The organism is Xanthomonas populi (assembly GCF_002940065.1).
Lineage (GTDB): Bacteria > Pseudomonadota > Gammaproteobacteria > Xanthomonadales > Xanthomonadaceae > Xanthomonas > Xanthomonas populi.
The window spans coordinates 21,357-40,678 of the sequence record NZ_MDEJ01000025.1; the positions used below are offsets into that span (position 1 = coordinate 21,357).

The window sequence follows — 19,322 nt, forward strand, 5'->3', positions numbered from 1 at the left end:
GCCCAGGCTGGACGCATGGCGGCTCTTTCAGCGCGCACGCGCGCATAGGGAGAGCGCTTTTTCCATTCCCTGCAAGCGTACCCAGCCAATCTACACGCTTCTGGTGGCCGCCTGAGGGGTTGGTGAACTGACCGGTCTCGCCTTGAAAAACCGCGACGTCCAGGGAGTTGTTGCACGCATCGATCCCGATTCCGATTCCGCTCATAGGCAATCTCCGCCAGGCTGGACATGTCCAGAGCTCCCTCGCTTGCCCAGTCTTCTCGTGTCGCGTGTCACCTCGGGCACCTGTTCGGCCGGATCAAGGGCGCATCCGGCGTGGGCACCAAGCTCCAAGGCGATCGTTCAGATCCAGGCTCCAACGGTGGCCCACGCCGGCTCTCGCCACCCAAACTGCCAGATTACGAACAGATAACGGGTTGGGGGTGAGGGTACGACGGAAGACAGTCAACACCCCAGCTACAATACCACCATGCACATCGGCCCCCATTTCATCGATCCGAAGGTGATCCTGGCCCCGATGGCCGGCGTCACCGACAAGCCGTTCCGGCTGTTGTGCAAGCGGTTGGGCGCCGGGCTGGCGGTGTCGGAGATGACCATCTCCGATCCGCGTTTCTGGGGCACGCGCAAATCGCTGCACCGCATGGACCACGCCGGCGAGCCGGATCCGATCAGCGTGCAGATTGCTGGTACCGAGCCGCAGCAGTTGGCCGAAGCGGCGCGCTACAACGTGGACCACGGCGCGCAGCTGATCGACGTCAACATGGGTTGCCCGGCCAAAAAAGTCTGCAATGTCTGGGCCGGCTCGGCGCTGATGCGCGACGAAGACCTGGTGGCACGCATCCTCAGCGCGGTGGTGCGGGCGGTGGATGTGCCGGTAACCTTGAAAATCCGTACCGGGTGGGATTGCGATCATCGCAACGGCCCTGCCATCGCGCGTATTGCGCAGAGCTGCGGCATCGCCGCGCTAACCGTGCACGGCCGCACCCGCGACCAGCACTACACCGGCACCGCCGAGTACGCGACCATTGCCGAGATCAAGGCTGCGTTGCAGATTCCGGTGATCGCCAACGGCGATATCGATTCGCCGCAGAAAGCGGCGCAGGTGCTGCGCGCCACCGGCGTGGATGCGGTGATGATCGGCCGCGCCGCGCAGGGGCGACCGTGGATCTTCGGCGAGGTGGCGCATTACCTGGCCACCGGCGAGCTGTTGCCGCCGCCATCGTTGGCATTCGTGCGCGATACCTTGCTCGGTCATCTGGAAGCGCTGCATGCGTTCTATGGCCAGCCGCAGGGCGTGCGCATCGCGCGCAAGCATCTGGGCTGGTACGCCAAGGAGCACCCGCAAAGCGCCGACTTCCGCGCGGTGGTCAATCGCGCCGAAACACCCGAAGCGCAGCTCGCGCTGACCCGCGATTATTTCGGTGCGTTGATCGCCGGCGTACCGCCGGCGCTGTCAGCCGCCGCCTGAATCTTGCTTTTCTAGCTTCGATCTTCTGTGAGAGCTGCACGCATGAGCACACCCAGCGACACGCCGACCTATCTACATGTCTACATGGTTTTTCGCCAACCGAACAGGCACGCCTGCTCAAGCAGGCGCGCTTGCTGGAAACGACCTTGTTCAATCAGATCGACTACAGCGGCACGCGGCGTCTGTTGGAGGTGGGCAACGGCGTGGGCGCGCAAACCGAGATCCTGTTGCGCCGTTTTCCCGATCTGCACGTCACCGGCGTGGATTTGAGCGAAGTGCAATTGGGCGCGGCGCGCGCGAATCTCGAAGGGCTGGCGTGGTGCCGCGAGCGCTATACCTTGCAACAGGCCGATGCGACCGACCTGCCGTTCGAGGCGCGTCAATTCGATGCGGCATTCCTCTGTTGGGTGCTCGAACATGTGCCCTCGCCTGCGCGCGTGCTCAACGAAGTGCGCCGCGTGCTGTTGCCGGGTTCGCCGGTGTACGTCACCGAGGTCATGAATGCCTCGTTCCTGCTGCATCCGTACTCGCCGAATCTGTGGCGCTACTGGATGGCGTTCAACGATTTTCAGCACGACCAGGGCGGCGACCCGTTCGTCGGCGCCAAGCTGGGCAACCTGCTGCTGGCCGGCGGCTTTCGCGATGTGCAGACCGACATCAAGACGCTGCACCTGGACAACCGCGAGCCGGGCCGGCGCAAGACCATGATCGGATTCTGGGAAGAAGTGCTGCTGTCGGCGGCCGAGCAATTGCTGCAGGCCGGCGCGGTCAACGCAGATACCGTGGAAGGCATGCGCCGCGAACTGGCGCAGGTGCACAGCGACCCGAATGCGGTGTTCTTCTATTCGTTTGTGCAGGCGCGCGCCACGGTGTATTGAGCGGGCCGGCGAGAGCGTCTACTGCGCCGATTTACTGAGTGACCGGCGCAGGCGCGGTGGCAGGTTCCAGGTCGCCGGTCAGCACCGAGCCGGCCGGCTCGTGCCAGATGCGTCGCCACATCTGCGCCAGCACTTCGCCGATCTGATCGCGTGCCACCGGCGCGCGGTAGGCGGCCTGGATCTGCCGCGGCGCAATCGGCTGCCACTGCCCATCTTCGCGATGGGCGACCACGAAGTTGAAGTTGTAGTCCGGCTCCAGGCCCATGCGCAGGTCGCTGAGCATCAACTCGTCATCGACCAGGCGTGCACGCATGAAACCGCGATTGAACCAGGTCAACCGACGCACCGACTCAAACCTAGCCACTTCGCCCAATGCCTGGGTGTTGCTGGAATAGCCGCGGAACCGCATCGGACCCTTGTCGGCCACCAGCGAGCGCTCGCCGATCACATAGCCGTTGGGCGTCATCGCCACCACCCGCCACAACACGGTGTTGAGCGGCATCGGCACCGAGAAGCGCGGCGCATCCTGCAAGCCGAGTGCGGCCAGCGCACGATCGGCTTGGCGGTCGACCAGGTGCTTGGCCAGCAGCGACCAACCCAGATACGCGGAACTCAACGCAAGGCCGATCACCAAGGCGTGCTGGGCAAGCGGCCGCGCACGTGCAAACCACGCCACCGCACAGGACAGCAACAGCCATAGCGTGTAGCACGGATCGATGATGAACACACTCGACCACATCGCCGGATGCGGCTGCAGTGGCCACCACAGCTGCGTGCCGTAAACGGTGAAGGCGTCCAACAACGGATGGGTGATCAACGCAAGCTGGATCGCCAAGAACCAATGCGTTGGCGCACTGGCCACACGCCGGTTACCGTAGCGCAGGTATAGCCACCAGATCAGCCAGCCGACAAATGGCAGCACCAACAACGAATGGCTGAAGCTGCGATGCACGGTCATCTGCGTGACCGGGTCGTCGGTGAACGGCAGTAACACCAGCGCGTCGAGGTCGGGCAAAGTGCCCAGTGCGGCGCCGGCCAGCAAGGCGGCACGGCGCTGGCCGGCCGGCGCGATGGCGGCCGCGATGGCGCCGCCAAGAACGATCTGGGTCAATGAATCCATCGCTCGATGCTAGCAGGCTGGACATGCATTGACTGGCATGTTTGAAGGCGTTTTTCGCTCACATGCCGGCAGACCATCGGCGGGGCGGGCTGGTCGTCCGGCATCGCAGGCGCCGACGGTCACCGACGTCTGGTTAAACTCCAGCGCCACCCGTTCAGGCGCACAATGCAACCGACATGCGGGGCGTGTATCATCCGCAGCCATCTTTTCATCCGAATCAAGTGATATAAGCCAGATGTCCAGCTACCTGTTCACCTCCGAATCGGTCTCCGAAGGCCATCCGGACAAGATCGCCGACCAGATCTCCGACGCTGTGCTGGATGCCATCCTGGCCCAGGACAAGCGCGCCCGCGTCGCATGCGAGACGATGGTCAAGACCGGTGTTGCGATCGTTGCCGGCGAAGTGACCACCAGCGCCTGGATCGACCTGGAAGCGCTCACCCGCAAGGTGATCCTGGACATCGGCTACAACAGCTCCGACGTCGGCTTCGACGGCGAGACCTGTGGCGTACTCAACCTGATCGGCAAGCAGTCGCCGGACATCAACCAGGGCGTGGACCGCAAGAACCCGGAACAGCAGGGTGCGGGCGACCAGGGCCTGATGTTCGGCTATGCGACCAACGAAACCGACAGCCACATGCCGGCGGCGATCCACCTGGCGCACCGCCTGGTCGAGCAGCAGGCCAAGATCCGCAAGAAGAAGAACTCGGCGCTGTCCTGGCTGCGTCCGGATGCCAAGTCGCAGGTCACCCTACGTTACGAAGACGGCTTTGCGACCGCGATCGACGCGGTGGTGTTGTCGACCCAGCACGATCCGGGCGTCAAGCAGAAAGACCTGATCGAAGCGGTGCGTGAGGAAATCCTCAAGCCGGTGCTGCCGGCCAAGTGGCTGCACAAGGGCACCAAGTTCCACATCAACCCGACCGGCAAGTTCGTCATCGGCGGCCCGGTGGGCGATTGCGGCCTGACCGGTCGCAAGATCATCGTCGACACCTACGGCGGCTGGGCGCGTCACGGTGGTGGTGCGTTCTCGGGCAAGGATCCGTCTAAGGTCGATCGCTCGGCTGCGTACGCCGCGCGTTATGTAGCCAAGAATGTCGTTGCGGCCGGCCTGGCCGACCGCTGCGAAGTGCAGGTCTCCTACGCCATCGGCGTGGCCGAGCCGACCTCGATTTCGATTACCACCTTCGGCACCGGCAAGATCGCCGACGAGCAGATCGAAAAGCTGATCCGCAAGCATTTCGATCTGCGTCCGTTCGGCATCATCCAGATGCTCGACCTGATCCACCCGATGTACCAGCAGACCGCGTCCTACGGTCACTTCGGCCGCAAGCCGAAGGACTTCAGCTACACCGACGCGACCGGCGCGCAGCACAACGCCACCGCGTTCTCGTGGGAAAAGACCGACCGTGCCGACGCGCTGCGCGCAGACGCCAAGCTGAAGTAAGTGAGCTGCTCCTGCGGGAGCGGTTTTGGTGAGTTGCGCATGGGCCGCTGATGCGGCCCATTTGCGTTTTGGAGGGATGGGTGTTGCCTCCGAGACTTCATGGATGGAGTTACGGCGTTTCTCGCTCTCGGATGCGGCGCCGCGCATCGACTGACCCCGCGCACGAGGTCTGCTGGTTTTGCGCGAACGCTTCGGTCACTGAGGGCGCTTGCACGCGTACCAGCGTGGGACACGCCGCAAGTACGTCCATGTGGCTCTTTATGCGGCATCCATGCCGCATAAAGAGCCCACGCCGGCACGCGCGCAAGCATCGCCGGTTGTTGTCGGTGGTAGAAGGAAAAAAGCAGGGTCTGGTTGACTGATCGAGCTTCGAAGCGCGACTTTTGCTGGCGAAGTGATACACCGTATTGCATTGATGCCGACGACATCGCCTGCGGAATCGGCAAGCACGACGCCGATTGAAAAGCCTTTGGCTAAGCGACAGCGACGATTAGGAGCGTGGTGTCGTTTCCGGGCAAGACCCCGTTTCAAGCCCCTCTCCCCTCGGGAGAGGGGTTGGGGTGAGGGTACGGGGCGAAGCCCCACGCGTGATGAGGTGACACGAGGCTTCGCACGCACCCTCATCCGCCCCTGCGGGGCAGCTTCTCCCGACGGGAGAAGGAACAGACGCCGGTCACCTGTTTAGAGATAGGCATCGCTGCTGCGCAATTAGGGATCAAGCCGCAACTGCGTCTCCAACGCCTGCGCAAACTCCGGCAGCGGACATGCCATCCGTTGCTCACCCGCGCAGACACCCAACGCCAGCTCCTGCTGCAACGGCGGATGCGACAGATCCAGCGGCACCAACGTCCGCAGTTGATCCAGCGATTGCGCCAGATAACGTGCACGCACCACCTGCTTGCCATTGGGTTCGCGCCATAGACCCAACAGCAACGCACCACCCGGCGGTGGATCGTCCGCACCGTAGCCGGGCAGATGAAAGTGCACGCCCAACAAGCTGCTCAGCGCGGCGATATGGGTGTCGCTGCCGACGAACAGCGAGACCTTCGGCGCTTGCGCGTCCCCGAAACGTTGCAGCACCTCGCGCGCCAGCGGTGCGCCCGAGCGCGAGGCCATGTAGTGCGGCCGTGCGGAGATATCGAACAGCAGCGCGTGCAAGCGCGAGACCTGCGCAAGGCGTTCGGGCGTGGCGCGGCCCCAGCCGACATGCGACAACGGCAGGCCTTCGGCGTATTGCAGCAGCAAGACCTCGCCGGTGCCGGAGGTCAGATCGATCGGCCCACCCAGCGCCAGGCCGCGACCGTTGGCTGACGGCATCAGCGTGGAAGGCATCTGCGCAAAGTCGCAGGGCGTGCGCGTGCAGCCCAGAATCTGCTGCATTGCCTGCAGTTCGGCCGCATGTCCTTGCAGCAGCGCGGCAGGACCACCGGTCTGCTGCTGGATCGCTGCAACCGCCGCCGCACCATCGAACGGCACTGCGCCGGCGTCGATCGGTCGGAACAACGGATCGTTGCTGCCAGCCTGGCGATGCCCGGCCACAATCCCGCAACCCGGTGCCAGCGCCTCGGCAAGCAAGGCGCCGCTGTCGATGGTGCGCTGATCGGTGTTGGCCCAGATCGATACGCTGCCTGGCGCCGGGCAACCCGTGCTCGGCAACACCTCGTGCTGAGACAGCCATTGGCGCAGATAGTCGCCGCTCAATTGCACGCCGATGCGTCCATGCGGAGTGAGCAGGCTGGCCGGCGTGGACCACTGCGGCCACGGCGCGTCTGCGTAATGCGCTGCGGCGGCTTCGCCCTGCAGCGGCGCACGCACACCGTGCCGAAACACAACGACCACGCGCTCCAATTGCGCGGCCTGCGCGGTCTGTACGCCTGCAAGCGGCGTAGGCGGCCGCGGCGTGCAGCCGATCAGCAGCAGCGCGCCAAGTGCCAATGACGACACCAGCCATCGCGGCCGAGGCGTTGTCTTGGACCGTTGCCTGACACCTGCGTGCAAAGGCGCGACGATCCCCCGCGACGGCAACAACGCGATCCCCATCGCGTCGCTGCCGTCCTTGCCTGCGGGCGTCTGTTCACCACCCTGCCCCGTTTTCATCGATTGCTCAACACACATACTTGGCGGTCATCCGATTGGTCATGCCGGAATCTACCGTGTCAATGTGCAAGGCAGACGACACTCGGCAGAAACTGCCAGAAAACGTCCAAGCAGTCACCAGGCGGCAACACAGATGCTCGAAATCGGCAGCATGGTTGCAGCACTGCGCGCGTCATCCGGCCTTATCTAGGTGTTCAGTCCCGGCATGAGATGGATCCGATCCACCGTGAACCGTTCGGGTTCGGATGTCCACTGCTTGCAGATGAATTCGTACGGTCTCAGACCCTTCAGGGCGTTGAGCCTGAGACCGAAGGTAGAGGCGTCGATGAAGTTGGCTAGATGCTCGCGCAGGTGCGCGTGATCGTCGGAGTGGACGCGTTTGACAGTGGCTTGCCTGATGGTCAGGTTCATCCGCGCGACCTGCCCGTTGGTCCAGGGATGCGTGACCTTGGTCAAGCCACGATCACGGGGATGGCAGGGAACTCGGGCACCGCCTCGTTGGTAGCCGGCAGCGTCTCGGATGGACGCGCTGTGGTCTATGCTGCCGGCGGCGTTGCGCCCGCAGGGTCAGCCGCATTTGCTTGACCTTCGCCGCAGCTGCAACCGGCCAAGAGCAATGGCACACAGATCACTGCCGACAGCGTCTTGCGCAGCGCGTCTTCCTTTTCACAAGCGGCGAAATCATGTGTTCGGCGTTGAACACCGTGGTGGATTCCACCAGGGAAACGCCGATCAGCGTGCAGTTGGGCGCAATGCGCAACCAGAATGAGCCGCTCAAAAACGGTGAATCGATCGCGCTGTATCGCGTTCGGAACGTCGCGGGCGTTTCAGCCGGAATCTGGCTCTGCGCGCCAATCGCTCCCGCCGCCTCAGACTACAATTGCGCATGCAGGATGCGGCGGATCTCCAGAATCGCCTGCGGCATTTCCTGCGCGCCATGCCAGCAGGTCACCAACAGTTCGATTCGGCACCGTCCAGATGCGCACTGCGATACGGCACCAGACCGTCGTCGGAATCGGCCAGCGGCACCTTCGGTTTTTCGCGCCCGACGATGGTGTGGTAATGCACCTGCGGAGAGATCGGCAGGTCCATGCTGGCGCGCACGAACGGGTCGGTATCGCGCAGGTTGTCGATGCTGGTCGGCGGCAACAGCCGGCCTTTGCGTCGCGGATCGCCGCCCTGCCCGTCACGCTCGCTGTTGGCCAGGTCCTGCAGCACATCGCCGAAGCGATCCAGCAAGGCGATCGGCAGACGCACCAAGCGGCCGACGAAGCGCCCAAGCCCACCTTCGGCCAATGGCGTACCGCGATGCGGCGCGGCGATGAAGATGGCGCGGTCGACCTGCGGCAGTGGCGAAAAATGCAGCAGCGGCGACAACTTCGCGCGCACGCGTGCACCGCGCTCGCCTTCCAGCCGGTAGTTTTCCAGCAATGAATTCCACAACGTGTCGCCGGAAGACGACACCAGCAAGCGCCCGATCACCCCGCCCATGCTGTGGCCGATCAACACCATGTCGTGCGATGCGATGGCCGTGCCGGCCGGGTCGAAGTGCTGCAGGCTGCGCTCCACCAATGCCTGGATTTCCGCGCGGTTGACCGCCACCGGCGCGTTGGTCGGGTAGTACACCTGCCAGATCTGGTAACGCTGACGCAGCGTTTCATCGCCCATCACCTCGTTGGCGACATTGACCCAGGCTTCCGGACTGCTGGCCAGCCCGTGCAGCATCAGCAGCACGCGTCGGTCCGGGTCGTAAGGCTGCATCAGAGACAGATGCGGGCGATCGATGCCGCGCGCACTGCCCGGCATCGAACGCAACGACTGTGCGGCGAAACCGGATTTGGCCAGCAATAGCCCATAGGCGGCGGTGAAGTTGGCCGCCAACGGCACGCGCTGACCATGCAACACCACTTCGTTCTGGCGATACGGGTCGTACGGCACCACGGTGGCGATGTTGCCGCGTAGCACTGCATCCAGCGTGTCGCCTACGGAGCGCAGCAGCAGTGTCGCTGGTGCATACGGCATCTCGCTGAAGGTGGGCAGCGGGCGCCATGGCGATGCGGCGGCGGTTTGCTGCAAGGCAAGCCGAGCAGGGTCGCCGACCACGTGCTGGTCGACCTCGGCGACCAGCTCGGCACCGAAGCCACCGCGCCGATAGGTGCTGCGCAGGCCATTGAAGCGCAACGCCGAGGCAGCGAAGATCGCGCGCGGCGTTTTGCCGCCGCCCGGCAGCCGACAGGCGGACATATCGATATCCACCCGCCAGCGTCCCACCGCCGCCGGTGTCGCTTGGGTCTGGCCGGTCTGCTGGGCGCGTGCGAACAGGCGCTCGACCACCTGCTGCACCGCATAGTTGTCGTAGTCGCGCACCTGCGTCTGGCGATTCTCGAACGCACGTGCACTGGGTGCTCGATCGGTAAAAAACAGGTACGCACACGCATGCCGCGCCGCTTCCAGCCAGGCATCGACTGCGGCGTCGCTCATCGTTGCCGGGTCGCGCCCGCTCAGGCTGATGGCATGCGTGGTCCATAGCTCGGCTTGTGTGGCCAGCCGGCGCTCGTCGCCGATGCCCGCCACGCTGGTGAGTTGCTGCAGGCACGGCAGCGGGTCGCTGCGGCACGCCTTGGGTTGCAGCCCGCCACCTGCACCGTCTCGCTGCTGGCCTGGCTCAGGTCGCCGGTGCTGAGCACATCGTCGCGCGTGCGCGCGATGTAATCGTCGCTACTGCGCGATTGCACCGTGACCATGGCGCAGCCGCTCAGCAATAGTCTGGTCAGCACACCCGCCAACACTGCGGCGGTGCGGCGTCTACGCATGCGCGGCATCACCGCGGCGCGCTCGTGATGGCTGCTGGCGCCGGTGCCTGCGGCATGCCGACGCGGATACGCCCAGAGAAATCTGCCGCCTTATCGGCGGCGATCGCGCGTGCGGTGAAATGCCCGCGCTGTTTCAAGGTGGCAAAATCGTAGCCGGGCAGCAGGCCCTGATGATCGTAGGCGTATTCGTCCACGTAGCCGGACAGCAGCAGACGATGATCCAGCGGCAATGTGGGCTGCAATTGCCGCGCCAGCGCAACCACAATCGTGGTGCAGTTGCTGGTGAGCGTGTTGTAGAACGCCGGCGCACGATTCAAGTCGTTGGCCATGCCCACATAACCCATGAACATGCGGCGTAACCCAGCCTTGGGAATCGCCAGTCGATACAGATACATGTCCTCGCCGCGCACGTTGGTGCGCACACGAAAAATGTCGCGCTCGTCGGCAGCCACCAGGGTTTCTTCGAAACGGCGGAAAAACCCGCCCAATGCCGAGAACGACTCGCCGCGCTCCTTGCGGATTTCCAGCGAGAACACCACGTGCGAGCCATCGTCGAAACCGAACGACACCAGCGTGTGCGCAATCGCAGGACCCATCCAGTACGACAGCGCCAGATCCGCGCTGACCAGCCGATCCAGATCGTAGCGCCGGGTTTCCCAATGCGGCTGGTAGTCGGTTTCGCTCTGCCAATCGAAATTGCGCACGTTGTGCAGCGTGACGATGTTGCCGCGCACGTCCGGCTGCAGGCGCTGGGCGACATCGTCGGCCCAATCGCGGTCCTGGCTGGGCTGCATCATCCACCACGCCACCGCCAGCACCGCAAACGCCGCACTGAAGATGCCCACCAACGCCCAGTTCTCGCGGCCACGGCGCAAGCCCCACAACGCCGCCAACGCCATCGCGCACCATGAGCCCACCCAGGCCGCGCGCACGAACGCATTGCCGGTGAGTGCGAAGTAGATCGCAAGCCCGCCCCATAGCGCGGCCAGCAGCAGCGCCACGCGCAGCGCCCAGCGACCGATGCGGGTACGCGTGGCCGGTGTCATCGGGTGCCGCCTTCCGGCACCTGCATGCCCAATGCGTGCATCAGCAGATCGGCCGAGCGATGCGCCAGGCGTTTGCGTTCGGATTCGTCATTGCCGCGCAGGCAGCTTCCCAGCATGTCGATCACCAACAGCAGTTGCTCGTCATCGACATCGGCGCGGCACAGGCAGGCGTCGCGGGCGCGATGCACGAACGGCAGAAAGATGCCCACCACACGCCGATCGGCCGCTTCCACGGCCGGGTGCGCACGTTCGATCGACCGCCAGAAATCCACCAGCGGTGCAGACTGCGCAATGTGCTCGGCCACGTCGTGCAGCAGCACGGCCAGCCCGTCCGGGCGATCGCCCAGATCCGCGGCGAGCCGTTCCAGGCCATCCAGGCCACGGGTCATCAACGCGGTCATCAGCGCGAGCCGGTCGGGAAAATTGCGGTACAGCGTTGCGCGGCCAAGGCCGGCACGTTCGACCACCAGTTCCAGCGGGGCATTAACGCCGTGTTCGCTGAACACTTCGTCGGCAGCATCGAGTATCTGCCGGCGGCGTAGCGCGGCATCAGGGCGAGGAGTCGTCATCGGGGCATTATCGGACAGATTTGTCCGGAAATGCCAGGGTCCGCTTGACGATTCCGCGCCCTCTCCGACCGACGGTTCGGATCAGCCAGCCGGATCAGCCGGTGTTCTGCACGCCTTGCGAGACGCCGTTGACGCAGGCCACCAGCGCGCGCAGCAGCGCTTCGTCTTCGCCATCGGTGGCGCGCCAGCGTTGCAGCAGATCCACCTGCAACACGCTGATCGGGTCGATGTACGGGTTGCGCAGGCGGATCGACAAGGCCAGCCGCGGGTCGTGCTGCAGCAGCGACTGCTGCCCGGTCAACGACTTCACCCAACCCTTGGTCAACGCCAGTTCGTCGCCAATGCCCGGGAAGAACCGCTCGTGCAAATCGCCCGACAGCCGCGAAAACAGCTCGGCGATGGTGAGATCGCCCTTGGACAACACCATCGCCACGTCGTCCAGAAAGGTGCGGAAGAACGGCCAGTCCTGCGCCATCTCGCGCAAGGTGTCTTCATGCCCGGCATCCACCGCCGCCTGCAAACCGCTGCCCACGCCGTACCAGCCCGGGATCACCGCGCGCGCCTGGCTCCACGCAAACACCCACGGAATCGCGCGCAGGTTGGACAACGCCGCGTCCTGGCCCAAGCGCCGCGACGGGCGCGAGCCCAGCGTCATACGTTCGATCACATCGATCGGCGTGGCGCGGCGGAAGTACTGCATGAAATCTGGCGCGCCGACGAAGGCGCGGTACGCGACAGTGCTTTGTTCTGCGACCAGATCCATCACCGGCCGCCAGCGATCCTCGCGCGGCTCGGGCGCACGCGGGCGCAGGCTGGACAGCAGCACCGCGCCGGTCATCTGCTCCAGCGAACGCAGCGCCAAGGCACGGATGCCGTACTTGCGATGGATCACCTCGCCCTGCTCGGTGACGCGCAGGCGGCCATCGACACTGCCGCGCGGTGCGGCATCCAGCGCGCGGCTGGTCTTGCCGCCGCCACGCGCGATCGAACCGCCACGGCCGTGGAAGAAGGTCAGCCGCACGCCCAGTTCGGCGGCGGCGTCGAGCAATTCCACCTGCGCGCGTTGCAAGCCCCAACGCGAGGCGGTGATGCCGCCGTCCTTGCCGCTGTCCGAATAGCCGAGCATCACCATCTGCGTATCGCCGCGCGTGGCCAGATGCTGGCGATAGACCGGGTCAGCGAGCAGATCCTGCACGGTGCCGGAGCCGCCGCGCAGATCGTCCACGGTTTCGAACAACGGCACGATATCCAGCGGCACAGCACCAGCATCATCGACCAGGCCACCACGTCGCGCCAGCGCGAGCACGGTGAGCACGTCGGCGCGGGTGTGCGCCATCGAAATGATGTAGCTGCCAAGCGCATCGGCGCCGTGGCGGCTGCGCGCATCGGCGAGCGCGGAAAATACCGCATCCAGCCGTGCATTGCCTTCGTCATCCACGCGCGGCAATGCCTCGTGGCCGGCTGCATACGGGCCGAGCAATGCAGCGCGTTGCTTGGCGTCCTGCTTGTCCCAATCCGCCTGACCCAATGCATCGGCCAACGCGCGCGCATGCACGCTCGATTCCTGGCGTACATCCAGACGGGCCAGATGGAAGCCGAAGGTGCGCACGCGCCACATCAGGCGGCGCACCGCGAACCAACCAGCGTGCAGTCCCTTGTTTGCCTGCAGACTGTCCAGTATCAATTGCAGATCGTATTCCAGCTCGGACAGCGTGGTGTAGGCGCCGTCGGCATCGTCCAGCGTGGCCTGCAGGCGCGCGCGCATCAGATCGTTGAGCAGCCGGTACGGCATGTCGCCGTGGCGCGGACGCGAGCGTGCTGCCGCCTCTGGCAACAACGCGCGATATCGCGCCAGTTGCTCGCGCAATGCAGGGCTCACCTCTACCAGTGTGGTCGACTGGCTGAGCAGGCTGGCCAGTTGCCAGAGTTCCTTCTGATAGCGGTCCAGCACCGCACGCCGTTGCGCATCCAGCGTGCCGGCGATGGTGGTGGCATCCACATTGGGATTGCCGTCCATGTCGCCGCCCACCCAGGTGCCGAAGCGCAACAGGCGCGGCAGGGTCGGCACGCTGCCGTAGGTTTCTTCGATGGCGTGTTCGAGGGTTTCGTACATCACCGGAACCACGCGATAGAGCACCTGGGTGAGATAGAACCCCACATGCTCGCGCTCGTCTTCCACGGTGGGACGCACCGGCGAGGAATCGGCGGTCTGCCAGGACGCGGTCAAGGCCATGCGGAAGCGCGCCGCATCGGTGGCGCGCTCGTTGGGGGTACGCATGCCATCCAGATGGTCGACCAGGCTGGCGACCATCAGCTGTTCTTTTTCCAGCAACGCGCGCCGCACCGCTTCGGTAGGGTGCGCGGTGAACACCGGCTCCACGTCGATGCGCGGCAACCACTGGCTGAGTTCTTCCAACGTCACGCCCTGCGCCTTGAGCCGGCGCAATGCATCGTGCAAGCCATCCGGCTGCGGCGTGTCGGTGCCGCTGCGCTGGTACTCGCGGCGGCGGCGGATGCGGTGCACGCGCTCGGCGATGTTGACCACCTGGAAATAGGTGCTGAAAGCGCGCACTAGCGATTCGGCTTCGCGCGGCGCGCGCCCGGCCAGTTGCTCGCTCAGCGTGGACGGCGGTGCATCGCTCTCGCGCCGCGCAATCGCGGTGGTGCGGACGCGTTCGATCTCATCGAGGAACTCCGCGCAGACCTGCTCGGCGAGCAGGTCTGCGACCAGTGCACCGAGCCGACGTACATCGTCGCGCAAGGCAAGATCGGGGGTAGCGAACACAAGACTGCTGCGGTACTCGTTCATCGGAAACGCACCCCCTCCTCAAGCGCAACGTCGTCGAAGACTAACACAAAAGGATTAGATGATCGCGACAGGCACGACGGTTTCAACACCAACCATCGCAGTGCAGAGGCTGTTTGATCGGGTGATACCTGTCCTGCTGTTGCCTAAGCTTTTGTGCACGTTTTTTCTCGAAGGCGGTGCGCGTTTTTGCATGGCGATAGCGCGGCCTTGTGAAGCAGTGCCGGCCTGCCGGGCAGCTGCGCCTGGTGGGTGGCGTCTGCCAATGCACGCTTGCGCCCGATGCGGCGTCATCGACAACGCCGCACCGCGTACGCATGGGGTCAACGGCGCTGCATCAGCGCTTGCGCGCAGCGGCGTCATCTTTCTTCGGCGCAGGCTCGCCAAGAGTGGCCTTCAACCATTGCTCGCTCTCGGCCAGCATCTGCAGGATTGACTGCCGCGCACGGTACGCATGCGCTTCGTTGGGCAGCATCACCAGCCGCGCATTGCCACCCAGACCCTTGATCGCGGCGAACAGGCGCTCGCTCTGGATCGGGAAGGTGCCGGTGTTGTTGTCGTCCTGGCCGTGGATCAACAGCAGCGGATCCTTGATCTGGTCGGCGTAGTTGAAAGGCGACATCGCCTGATACACCGATTGCGCCTGCCAGTAGGTGCGTTCTTCGGCCTGAAAACCGAATGGCGTGAGCGTGCGGTTGTAGGCGCCGCTGCGCGCGATGCCCGCCTTGAACAGCCGCGTGTGCGCGAGCAGATTGGCGGTCATGAAGGCGCCGTAGGAATGCCCGCCGATGGCGATGTGTTCGCGGTCGGTGACACCGCGCCGCACCACTTCGTCCACTGCCGCCTGCGCGTCGGCGATCAACTGCGGCACGTAGGTGTCGTTGGGTTCGGCGTCGCCTTCGCCGACGATCGGCATGGTCGGGTTGTTGAGCACCACATAGCCGATCGCCAGAAACGCCTGCGGGCCCCAGTAGCTGATCGCGTTGAAACGGTACGGTGAGTCGGTGACCTGGCTGGCGGTTTCGGCGCTTTTGAACTCGCCCGGGTAGGCCCACATCAGCAGCGGCCGTGGGTCGTCACGCTTGGGGTCGTAGCCCGGCGGCAGCAACAGCGTGGCAGTGAGCTCCACGCCATCGGCACGCTTGTAGCGGATCTGCTCCTTCTGCACACCGCGCAACTGCGGCAACGGGTGCGCGAAGTGGGTCAACGCGCGTGGTGCAGGCGATGCATCGCCCAGCGCCTGCACGACATAATTGGCCGGCTCTTCGGGCGATTCGCGGCTGAGCAGCAACTGCGTGCCCTGCGCATCCAGCAACGCCAGCGGTGCGGAATAACGCGGCGCCTGCGAATGGAACAGGCGGGTGGCGCGCTTGCTGCGCAGATCGAAGCGGTCCACGAACGGGCGGTCGCCTTCCGGCGAAGCACCCTTGCCGAGCAGGAACAGGCTGTTGCCATCGCTCGTGGTCTGCAGCAGCGGGCGGCCCTTGCCATCGGCCACGGTTGCCGGCGTGCCGGGGTCGTTATAGCGGTCTTGCGAGGAACGCTCCCACAGCAGTTCGGGCGCGCGCTGCGGTTGATTGGGTGCGATGCGCCACTGTTTGGTGCGGCGGGTCTTCCACCAGCTTTCGCTGAGAATGGCCAGATCGCCACGACCCCACTGGATGCCTTTAAAACGGCTGCCCAACTGCGCCAGCGTGATCGGCGCGCGCGCGAACGGCGCGGCCTGCATCAACACGGCATCGCGGATCTTGCTCGCGCGTGCCGGGTCGCCGCCGTCCTGCGCCTCGGCCCACACCAACGTGGCCGGCGCATCAACGCGCCAGGTGATGTCGCGCACGCCGGTGGGCACCGCGTCGTTGCCGGTCGGCAGGCCTTCCACCAGCGGCAGCTTGGCGATCTGGCGCACCAGCTTGCCCTGCAGATCCAGCACCTCAATGCGGCGCGCAAAATTGTCCACCGGCACCACATACGAAAACGGCCGCTCGCTGCGTTCGCTCAGGAGGTAACGGCCATCCGGCGAGACCGACAGGTTGAGATAGATGCCGGGCGTGGCGATCGGGCGCACCTGCCCGCTCACGCTGACGATGATCGGCTGGCCGGTGGCGTAATACTCGAACACGCGTGCATCGGCCTCGTTGCGCAGCAGGTCCTGATAGGTCGGCAGCGAGCGCACGCCGGCGGCGGCACTGGTCTGCTGAATCGCCGGCCCGTCCGGCACCGCGTCGCGCGTGGGCGGCGCGCCCTGCCCTGCCACTTGCTGTTGCACCAGCAGCCCGCTGCCATCGGGCAACCAGCGCAGATCGTCGTTGACGCTGGTGTTCAAACCGGCCACCAAACGTCGCGCCTGCCCGGCCGCCACGTCCACCAGCCATAGCTCATTGGCGCCGCTGGTGGCGTCTTCGCGGCGGAACGCCAGGTAGCGCTGATCCGGCGACCAGTTCAACGTGGCCAGCGACAACGGCGTCGGCAGCTCGGCGATCTGCCGCTCGCTGCCGTCGGCCACCGACAGCAGCCACAGCTTGCTGGCGAAGGAAAAGCGACTACTGGCGAACGTCTTGGGATGGATGCGCAGGCCGGCCAGCTTGAGCTCGGGTTGGGCCACCTCGGCAATGTCGGGCAGGGCTGGCATTTGCAGCATCGCGGCCAGATCGCGTTTGGGCGACAACTGCAGCAGCGGCGCGCGCGGTGCGTCCACCACCGCCTGCAGCGCCTCGGAGGGCAGCTGATAACCGCTGCTTGCCGCCGAGGTGGCTTGTGTCGCCGGGGCGCTGGCTGCTGATGCCAGCAGCGGCGCGCTCAACCCCAGTGCTCCTGCACCCGCCCACGCCCACGTGTGCTGCAGCCAGCCTTGGGCATTCCGTTTCGCCTGCATTGTCCGCTCCTGGTGTCGATCGACCCTGGAAGATAGCAGCCGCTCGTCGGCGACTCCCCCTGCCGTTGGTGGGGGTAGACGCAAATTCATGCCCGAGGGGGGTGATGCAGATATAATCAACGCTCTCGTCGAGGGGCGCTGCGACCGGTATGGCGGACTGATCCGCCAACTGCATGGAAAGTGCAGAACATACGGCCAGGCTCGACAAGCATTCATCGTTCAACGGCGCCCGGACTGCAGACATTGATCTGCCTACCGGAGCTATTGCATGAACGCTGTCACGAAAATCGTCCCACATACCGATTACAAGGTCGCCGACCTTTCCCTGGCCGATTGGGGCCGCAAGGAGCTGGACATCGCCGAGCACGAGATGCCGGGCCTGATGTCGATCCGCCGCAAGCATGCCGCCAGCAAGCCGCTCAAGAACGTGCGCATCACCGGCTCGCTGCACATGACCATCCAGACCGCCGTGCTGATCGAAACGCTCAAGGACATCGGCGCGCAAGTGCGCTGGGCCTCGTGCAACATCTTTTCCACCCAGGACCACGCTGCAGCTGCAATCGCAGTCACCGGCACCCCCGTGTTCGCCTGGAAGGGCGAGACCCTGGAAGAGTATTGGGACTGCACCCTGGACGCGGTGACCTTCACCCTGCCCGACGGCACCCAGACCGGCCCTGAGCTGGTGGTGGACGACGGCGGCGACGTCACTCTGCTGATCCACAAGGGCTATGAACTCGAAAATGGGTCGACCTGGGTCGACGAGCCGGCGTCTTCGCACGAAGAAGGCGTCATCAAGGCACTGCTCAAGCGCGTGGCCATCGAGCGCCCGGGTTACTGGACCCGCGTGGTCAAGGACTGGAAGGGCGTCTCCGAAGAGACCACCACCGGCGTGCACCGCCTGTACCAGATCGCCGAAGCCGGCAAGCTGCTGATCCCGGCGATCAACGTCAACGACTCGGTCACCAAGAGCAAATTCGACAACCTCTACGGCTGCCGCGAGTCGCTGGCCGATGGCCTCAAGCGCGCGATGGACGTGATGCTGGCCGGCAAGGTCGCCGTGGTCTGCGGTTACGGCGACGTCGGCAAGGGCAGCGCTGCCTCGCTGCGTGCCTATGGCGCCCGCGTGATCGTTACCGAGATCGACCCGATCTGCGCCCTGCAGGCGTCGATGGAAGGCTTCGAGGTCAACACCATCGAATCCACCCTGGGCCGTGGCGACATCTACGTCACCACCACCGGCAACAAGGACATCATCACCGTCGAGCACCTGCAGGCGATGAAGGATCAGGCCATCGTCTGCAACATCGGCCACTTCGACAACGAGATCCAGGTCGATGCGCTGAACGCACTGCCGGGCGTGCAGAAGATCAACATCAAGCCGCAGGTCGACAAGTATGTGTTCCCCGCTGCTGATGGGAGCGCCGGTAAAGCGATCTTCCTGCTGGCCGACGGTCGCCTGGTGAACCTGGGCTGCGCCACCGGCCACCCGAGCTTCGTGATGTCCAACTCGTTCGCCAACCAGACCCTGGCCCAGATCGACCTGTGGGAAAAGCGCGACAGCTACGAAAAGAAGGTCTACATCCTGCCCAAGCACCTGGACGAAGAAGTCGCGCGCCTGCACCTGGAAAAGATCGGCGTCAAGCTGACCACCCTGACCAAGGACCAGGCCGAGTACCTCGGCGTGGACGTGGCTGGTCCTTACAAGCCGGATCATTACCGCTACTGATCCATTGGCAAAATATCGCCATGCAGATAAAGAACGGGCGCCGCGAGGCGCCCGTTTTTCGTGCGATCAGCAGGCCAAGCGCGCCTCAAATGGTTCTGCCACCGGCGCTGTCCATGAGCTGAGGGAGTATCGCGCCACGCGGCGCCTGCCGGACGGCAGCGCGACCTTGCGCATCGATCACAGAGAGCAGATGTAGGCAGCGCCGGTACGCGGCGGCATCAAATGATGGGCTGAGGCGGCCCTTGCGCACGCAGGAACAAGCCATCCAGCTGGCCACGTTCGCATGACGACGCTGCGCGCGACGCAGATGGCCACTGCCGCTGCACAGAACGGTGGTGCTGTCATTGGACAGGTCAACCTCAATGCCGGTGTTGGCTTTTCTGGCGGCGAAGCTGCCTAGGTGTTCAGTCCCGGCATTAGATGGATCGGATTCACCTTGAACCCCTCGGGTTCGGATGTCCACTGCGTGCAGATGAATTC

The 19,322-nt window shown here is 64.8% G+C and carries 11 protein-coding genes, 3 pseudogenes and 1 riboswitch; of the genes and pseudogenes, 4 read left to right on the forward strand and 10 right to left on the reverse strand.

The genetic code is table 11. The annotated features are described in order from the left end of the window. Nucleotides 1-205 (reverse strand): annotated as a pseudogene (locus tag XpopCFBP1817_RS22090) (hypothetical protein); the annotation flags it as partial. Nucleotides 206-469: 264 nt separating this feature from the next. On the opposite strand from XpopCFBP1817_RS22090, the gene dusB reads away from it, so the two are divergent. Both dusB and XpopCFBP1817_RS06140 read left to right on the forward strand, forming a co-directional pair. Continuing rightward, nucleotides 470-1,468, forward strand: coding sequence for a tRNA dihydrouridine synthase DusB (gene dusB / locus XpopCFBP1817_RS06135; RefSeq protein WP_128416440.1), 999 nt, complete (start codon nucleotides 470-472; stop codon nucleotides 1,466-1,468). Between the two features lie 131 nt (nucleotides 1,469-1,599). After that, nucleotides 1,600-2,346, forward strand: coding sequence for a class I SAM-dependent methyltransferase (locus tag XpopCFBP1817_RS06140; RefSeq protein ID WP_128416441.1), 747 nt, complete (start codon nucleotides 1,600-1,602; stop codon nucleotides 2,344-2,346). A gap of 31 nt (nucleotides 2,347-2,377) precedes the next feature. Here the strand turns inward: XpopCFBP1817_RS06140 and XpopCFBP1817_RS06145 are convergent, their stop codons facing one another. Then, nucleotides 2,378-3,466, reverse strand: a complete 1,089-nt coding sequence (locus XpopCFBP1817_RS06145; protein WP_128416442.1) for a metal-dependent hydrolase — start codon at nucleotides 3,464-3,466, stop codon at nucleotides 2,378-2,380. A 235-nt stretch (nucleotides 3,467-3,701) separates the two neighbouring features. Between XpopCFBP1817_RS06145 and metK the strand changes: the two genes are divergently transcribed. Next, the gene (gene metK / locus XpopCFBP1817_RS06150; protein WP_128416443.1) at nucleotides 3,702-4,913 is read left to right on the forward strand and encodes a methionine adenosyltransferase; all 1,212 of its coding nucleotides are present in this window, start codon (nucleotides 3,702-3,704) and stop codon (nucleotides 4,911-4,913) included. Between the two features lie 708 nt (nucleotides 4,914-5,621). Here metK and XpopCFBP1817_RS06155 read toward each other — a convergent pair. From XpopCFBP1817_RS06155 to XpopCFBP1817_RS06190, 7 genes and pseudogenes are all read right to left on the reverse strand, one after another. Beyond that, complete coding sequence (locus tag XpopCFBP1817_RS06155) at nucleotides 5,622-7,028, reverse strand: histidine-type phosphatase (RefSeq protein WP_425479069.1); 1,407 nt, start codon at nucleotides 7,026-7,028, stop codon at nucleotides 5,622-5,624. A 168-nt stretch (nucleotides 7,029-7,196) separates the two neighbouring features. Next, nucleotides 7,197-7,469, reverse strand: a pseudogene (locus XpopCFBP1817_RS06160) (IS481 family transposase); the annotation flags it as partial. Between the two features lie 415 nt (nucleotides 7,470-7,884). Further along, nucleotides 7,885-9,835 (reverse strand): annotated as a pseudogene (locus XpopCFBP1817_RS06170) (esterase/lipase family protein). Then, on the reverse strand, nucleotides 9,832-10,869 hold the full coding sequence (locus tag XpopCFBP1817_RS06175; RefSeq protein ID WP_128416444.1) for an Lnb N-terminal periplasmic domain-containing protein: 1,038 nt from the start codon (nucleotides 10,867-10,869) through the stop codon (nucleotides 9,832-9,834). The pseudogene XpopCFBP1817_RS06170 and the gene XpopCFBP1817_RS06175 overlap by 4 nt, the downstream one beginning before the upstream one ends. Continuing rightward, nucleotides 10,866-11,438: a TetR/AcrR family transcriptional regulator gene (locus tag XpopCFBP1817_RS06180; protein ID WP_128416445.1), complete on the reverse strand. Its 573-nt coding sequence runs from the start codon at nucleotides 11,436-11,438 to the stop codon at nucleotides 10,866-10,868. The genes XpopCFBP1817_RS06175 and XpopCFBP1817_RS06180 overlap by 4 nt, the downstream gene beginning before the upstream one ends. Nucleotides 11,439-11,532: 94 nt before the next feature. After that, a complete protein-coding gene (gene ppc / locus XpopCFBP1817_RS06185) occupies nucleotides 11,533-14,247 on the reverse strand; it encodes a phosphoenolpyruvate carboxylase (protein WP_128416446.1) in 2,715 nt (904 codons plus the stop codon). A gap of 334 nt (nucleotides 14,248-14,581) precedes the next feature. Further along, nucleotides 14,582-17,116 carry a S9 family peptidase gene (locus XpopCFBP1817_RS06190; RefSeq protein ID WP_128416447.1) on the reverse strand — a complete coding sequence of 845 codons (2,535 nt, stop codon included), beginning with the start codon at nucleotides 17,114-17,116 and terminating at the stop codon, nucleotides 14,582-14,584. Between the two features lie 124 nt (nucleotides 17,117-17,240). Next, nucleotides 17,241-17,354, forward strand: a riboswitch (S-adenosyl-L-homocysteine riboswitch). 30 nt (nucleotides 17,355-17,384) lie between these two features. On the opposite strand from XpopCFBP1817_RS06190, the gene ahcY reads away from it, so the two are divergent. Next, the gene (gene ahcY / locus XpopCFBP1817_RS06195; RefSeq protein ID WP_128416448.1) at nucleotides 17,385-18,842 is read left to right on the forward strand and encodes an adenosylhomocysteinase; all 1,458 of its coding nucleotides are present in this window, start codon (nucleotides 17,385-17,387) and stop codon (nucleotides 18,840-18,842) included. Between the two features lie 85 nt (nucleotides 18,843-18,927). On the opposite strand, the gene XpopCFBP1817_RS22095 is transcribed toward ahcY, so the two are convergent. Further along, nucleotides 18,928-19,322, reverse strand: a 395-nt coding sequence (locus XpopCFBP1817_RS22095; RefSeq protein ID WP_208619555.1) for a hypothetical protein, incomplete at its 5' end; no start/stop codon positions are given.

What these genes read in the sequence shown, in the direction of transcription:
- metK (WP_128416443.1), top strand. Translation starts at nt 3,702, where the DNA reads ATGTCCAGCTACCTGTTCACCTCCGAATCGGTCTCCGAAGGCCATCCG.
- ahcY (WP_128416448.1), top strand. Translation starts at nt 17,385, where the DNA reads ATGAACGCTGTCACGAAAATCGTCCCACATACCGATTACAAGGTCGCC.
- XpopCFBP1817_RS06145 (WP_128416442.1), bottom strand. Translation starts at nt 3,466, where the DNA reads ATGGATTCATTGACCCAGATCGTTCTTGGCGGCGCCATCGCGGCCGCC.
- XpopCFBP1817_RS06180 (WP_128416445.1), bottom strand. Translation starts at nt 11,438, where the DNA reads ATGACGACTCCTCGCCCTGATGCCGCGCTACGCCGCCGGCAGATACTC.
- XpopCFBP1817_RS06155 (WP_425479069.1), bottom strand. Translation starts at nt 7,028, where the DNA reads ATGTGTGTTGAGCAATCGATGAAAACGGGGCAGGGTGGTGAACAGACG.
- XpopCFBP1817_RS06175 (WP_128416444.1), bottom strand. Translation starts at nt 10,869, where the DNA reads ATGACACCGGCCACGCGTACCCGCATCGGTCGCTGGGCGCTGCGCGTG.
- dusB (WP_128416440.1), top strand. Translation starts at nt 470, where the DNA reads ATGCACATCGGCCCCCATTTCATCGATCCGAAGGTGATCCTGGCCCCG.
- ppc (WP_128416446.1), bottom strand. Translation starts at nt 14,247, where the DNA reads ATGAACGAGTACCGCAGCAGTCTTGTGTTCGCTACCCCCGATCTTGCC.
- XpopCFBP1817_RS06190 (WP_128416447.1), bottom strand. Translation starts at nt 17,116, where the DNA reads ATGCAGGCGAAACGGAATGCCCAAGGCTGGCTGCAGCACACGTGGGCG.